This is a genomic window from Yokenella regensburgei, from assembly GCF_003634235.1.
GTDB lineage: Bacteria > Pseudomonadota > Gammaproteobacteria > Enterobacterales > Enterobacteriaceae > Yokenella > Yokenella regensburgei.
Window position 1 is genome coordinate 1 of record NZ_RBIZ01000002.1, and the last position, 4,317, is coordinate 4,317.

Sequence of the window (4,317 nt, forward strand, 5' to 3'; positions counted from 1 at the left end):
TGCGCAGCACCGGTGATCATGTTTTTAACATAGTCGGCGTGGCCCGGGCAGTCTACGTGTGCGTAGTGGCGAGTCGGGGTGTCATATTCAACGTGGGAGGTGTTGATGGTGATACCACGAGCTTTTTCTTCCGGCGCGTTATCGATCTGGTCGAATGCGCGAGCAGAACCACCGTAGGTTTTAGCCAGTACGGTAGTGATGGCAGCGGTCAGCGTTGTTTTACCATGGTCAACGTGGCCGATAGTACCGACGTTAACGTGCGGTTTTGTACGTTCAAACTTTTCTTTAGACATCGATTGTCCCTCTAAGACACGGATAAATCGGTGATATCACCACATCAACCAGGCGATATGCCTGAATCGTTGAATACATTTACAAGTAAACAGAGAGAAACGGGAAGGAGAAGTGAAGTGGTGCTGATACCCAGAGTCGAACTGGGGACCTCACCCTTACCAAGGGTGCGCTCTACCAACTGAGCCATATCAGCACGTCTGGAGCGGGCAGCGGGAATCGAACCCGCATCATCAGCTTGGAAGGCTGAGGTAATAGCCATTATACGATGCCCGCATCCTGAAACTCGGCTACCCAGTTCTTTCTGTAACAAAAAAGAGGTTTCCCTCTTCTTTGTTTGAGCTGACAGACTTATCTATCAACTCCGGCTTAGCAGTACAAGCCAGAAAGTGGTGGTGGGGGAAGGATTCGAACCTTCGAAGTCGATGACGGCAGATTTACAGTCTGCTCCCTTTGGCCGCTCGGGAACCCCACCTGATGGTGCCGACTACCGGAATCGAACTGGTGACCTACTGATTACAAGTCAGTTGCTCTACCTACTGAGCTAAGTCGGCATCAAGTAGCGCGCATTCTAGGGAGGCTTGCGGCCTCATGCAACTAAAAAATTGCATAAAACGTTCTATCGCTCACATTTTGTGCGCAAAACACAAAAAGAGGTGCTATTTCAGCCAATGCTGGATAAATCTTCGTCATTCGCAGGCCTTCCACGAGGGCTTTAGCCAGTATAAAGATAACGGGTTGGACGAAAATGGTGGTCATCACGCGAATCCATCATTCGTGTCGATTTTTTCTTATTATTCGCAGCCATCTGGTGTTACCCTCCTGCCCATTGTCCTGACTAACGAAATGTAAAGCGTCACGTTCTGAACATCTTCTCTCCGTGGCGACAAGAACATGCCTATGAGCAAAAAAGAACAAGCGTTAACAACACCCTATTTACAGTTTAATCGTAGCCAATGGGCTGCTCTTCGTGACTCCGTACCGATGACCCTGACAGAAGGGGAAATTACACGCTTAAAAGGGATTAACGAAGATCTCTCCCTGGAAGAGGTCGCGGAAATCTACTTGCCGCTTTCGCGTCTGCTTAACTTCTATATCAGTTCTAACCTGCGCCGCCAGGCTGTACTGGAACAGTTCCTTGGAACGAATGGGCAGCGTATCCCTTATATCATCAGCATTGCTGGTAGCGTGGCCGTTGGGAAGAGTACAACCGCTCGTGTGCTGCAGGCGCTACTGAGCCGTTGGCCGGAACACCGCAAAGTTGAGCTAATCACTACCGATGGCTTCCTGCACCCTAACGCCGTGCTGAAAGAACGTGGGTTAATGAAGAAGAAAGGCTTCCCGCTTTCTTATGATATGCATCGGCTGGTGAAATTTGTCTCTGACATCAAATCAGGGGCAACAAATGTGACTGCGCCAGTTTATTCCCATCTAAGTTATGATGTTATTCCGGATGGCGATAAGACGGTTGCCCAGCCAGATATATTAATCCTTGAAGGGTTGAACGTGCTGCAAAGTGGAATGGATTATCCTCACGATCCGCATCATGTTTTTGTTTCTGACTTCGTTGATTTCTCTATTTATGTTGATGCGCCGGAGGATCTACTTAAAAACTGGTATATAAATCGCTTCCTGAAATTCCGCGAAGGTGCGTTTACCAATCCGGATTCTTACTTCCATAATTATGCAAAATTAACCACAGAGGAAGCAGTGAATACTGCCACCTCATTATGGAATGAGATTAACCTTTTGAACTTGAAAGAGAATATACTTCCTACTCGTGAGCGAGCCAGTCTCATTATGACCAAAAGCTCGAATCACTCTGTTGAGCAGGTTCGTTTAAGAAAATAAAAAAAGGGAGCCTCAGCTCCCTTTTTTATTCCGCGCTACGCAAGGAGATTTCGCCACCCATCCAGGGAGTAATAACACCATCCTGTTCAAGTAATAGCGCACCTTGTTCGTTTATTCCACGGGATATACCAAAAATTTCTTTATCGCCAATAATCAGTTTCACCGGACGATGAATAAAATTATCCAGCTGTTCCCAGCGAGAAAGCCACGGTGCCAGCCCTTCCTGCTCGAAAAGTTGCAGTGAATCACGCAGCTCTTTTATCAGACGAACCGTGAGCTGATTGCGGTCAATGGTAATGCCCGCCTCCTGCAGATTGGTCCACTGCTGATTCACAACGTCACTTTCTACTTTACGCATGACGAGGTTAAGCCCCGCACCAATGACTATCTGTGCGGCATCGCCAGTTTTGCCGGTCAGTTCAACAAGAATGCCTGCAAGCTTACGGTCATCGAGGTAAAGATCGTTCGGCCATTTCACGCGAACCCGTTCGGCGCCCAGCGTTTGTAGCACTTCCGCCATCACGATACCAATGACCAGACTCAAACCAATCGCCGCCGCCGGCCCCTGCTCCAGTCGCCAGTACATTGAAAGATAGAGATTTGCGCCAAAAGGAGAGAACCATTTTCTGCCACGGCGACCACGCCCTGCCTGCTGATATTCAGCCACACAGGCATCCCCTGATTGCAACTCCTGCATGCGATCCAAAAGATATTGGTTAGTGGAATCAATCACTGGCAGAACAGCGACATTGCCGGACTTCAGATGGTTGTGAATAAACGACTCATCCAAAAGTTGAATAGGTTCTGGCAGGCTGTAACCTTTACCTGGCACGGTGAACACATCCACGCCCCAGTCGCGCAGCGTCTGAATATGCTTGTTCACGGCGGCACGGCTCATTCCCAGATGCTCTCCCAGCTGCTCGCCAGAATGGAATTCACCATCAGAGAGCAATGAAATGAGCGTCAGCGGTACGGTGTTATCTTTCACGCAATGGTCTCCACAGCATTCACTTCACCTGTTGTGCCAATAAAGCGAACCTCTGGCTCCAGCCAGACATTAAATTTGCTACCAACCTGCTCGCGAACATAGTGCGCGAGAGCGACGACATCAGCACTGGTCGCCTGATGTTCATTAATTAACACCAGAGCCTGCTGGCGGTGAACGGCGGCACCGCCTATCTGTTTACCTTTTAGCTGACACTGATCGATAAGCCAGCCTGCCGCCAGCTTAACGCTACCATCAGCCTGGGGATAATGTGGGACATGGGGGAAACTAGCCAATAACGCCGTCGCCAGTTCACTGGCAATTACGGGGTTTTTGAAGAAACTGCCGGCATTACCGTTCACTTTCGGATCAGGTAATTTTGAAGTGCGCATCTGGCACACTGCGTCAAACACCTGGCGCGGAGTCACTGATTGTGGCTCGAGACGCGTCAGATCGCCATAACTCAGTACCGGCTGCCACGTTTTTGCCAGACGCAGCCCAAGTGCGACAATCGCGAACCGGTCCTGATACTCATGCTTAAAGATACTGTCGCGGTAGCCGAACGCGCACGCCTGTGCGGTGAGCCTTTTCTGCTCGCCGGTAGCCAGTTCGACACAGTCGACGTACTCGCAGACGCTTTTCAGTTCTACGCCATAAGCACCAATGTTCTGGATCGGAGCTGAACCTGCACAACCTGGGATCAGCGCCAGATTTTCGAGGCCCGGCATGTTGTTTTCCAGCGCATATTGCACCAGGTGATGCCAGTTTTCACCAGCACCGACGTGCAGATGCCACGCGTCAGGTTCTTCGCGGACCGTAATACCTTTTATTCGGTTAATAATGACCGTGCCAGCATAGTCTTCAAGGAACAGGACGTTACTGCCCTCACCCAGAATCAGCACCGGCTGCTCATTTGCAGTCGCCTGCTGCCAGGTTTGCAGAAGTTGTTGGCTATTTTCAATGCAGACAATATTCCGCGCGCAGCGATCGATACCGAAGGTATTCCAGGACTTTAGGGAATGATTCATTAGAGACGCTTTCCTGATACAAAACTGGGCTAGTTTACCGTATCTGTGCGGCGATGGCTTGAGGTATAAACGCAAAAAGGCCATCCTTCCGGATGGCCTCTTCACGCAATTGATGCCTGGCAGTGTCCTACTCTCACATGGGGAGACCCCACACTACCATCG

The 4,317-nt window shown here is 49.9% G+C and carries 4 protein-coding genes and 4 tRNA genes; 1 reads left to right on the forward strand and 7 read right to left on the reverse strand.

What is annotated here, in order from left to right; genetic code table 11:
• The 5 genes from C7387_RS00020 to C7387_RS00040 form a co-directional block, all read right to left on the reverse strand.
• On the reverse strand, positions 1–293 hold a 293-nt coding region (locus tag C7387_RS00020; RefSeq protein WP_038878821.1), incomplete at its 3' end, for a GTP-binding protein.
• A 118-nt stretch (positions 294–411) separates the two neighbouring features.
• Positions 412–487: transfer RNA gene (locus tag C7387_RS00025), tRNA-Thr, on the reverse strand.
• A gap of 5 nt (positions 488–492) precedes the next feature.
• Positions 493–567 (reverse strand) — tRNA-Gly (locus C7387_RS00030).
• A gap of 114 nt (positions 568–681) precedes the next feature.
• Positions 682–766, reverse strand: a tRNA-Tyr gene (locus tag C7387_RS00035).
• Between the two features lie 3 nt (positions 767–769).
• A tRNA-Thr gene (locus tag C7387_RS00040) sits at positions 770–845 on the reverse strand.
• A gap of 346 nt (positions 846–1,191) precedes the next feature.
• Here C7387_RS00040 and coaA point away from each other — a divergent pair.
• The gene (gene coaA, locus C7387_RS00045; RefSeq protein ID WP_006817509.1) at positions 1,192–2,142 is read left to right on the forward strand and encodes a type I pantothenate kinase; all 951 of its coding nucleotides are present in this window, start codon (positions 1,192–1,194) and stop codon (positions 2,140–2,142) included.
• Positions 2,143–2,167: 25 nt separating this feature from the next.
• Here the strand turns inward: coaA and birA are convergent, their stop codons facing one another.
• A complete protein-coding gene (birA, locus tag C7387_RS00050) occupies positions 2,168–3,130 on the reverse strand; it encodes a bifunctional biotin--[acetyl-CoA-carboxylase] ligase/biotin operon repressor BirA (RefSeq protein WP_006817510.1) in 963 nt (320 codons plus the stop codon).
• The gene (murB, locus tag C7387_RS00055; protein ID WP_120815800.1) at positions 3,127–4,155 is read right to left on the reverse strand and encodes a UDP-N-acetylmuramate dehydrogenase; all 1,029 of its coding nucleotides are present in this window, start codon (positions 4,153–4,155) and stop codon (positions 3,127–3,129) included. The genes birA and murB overlap by 4 nt, the downstream gene beginning before the upstream one ends.
• Positions 4,156–4,317: the final 162 nt, after the last annotated feature.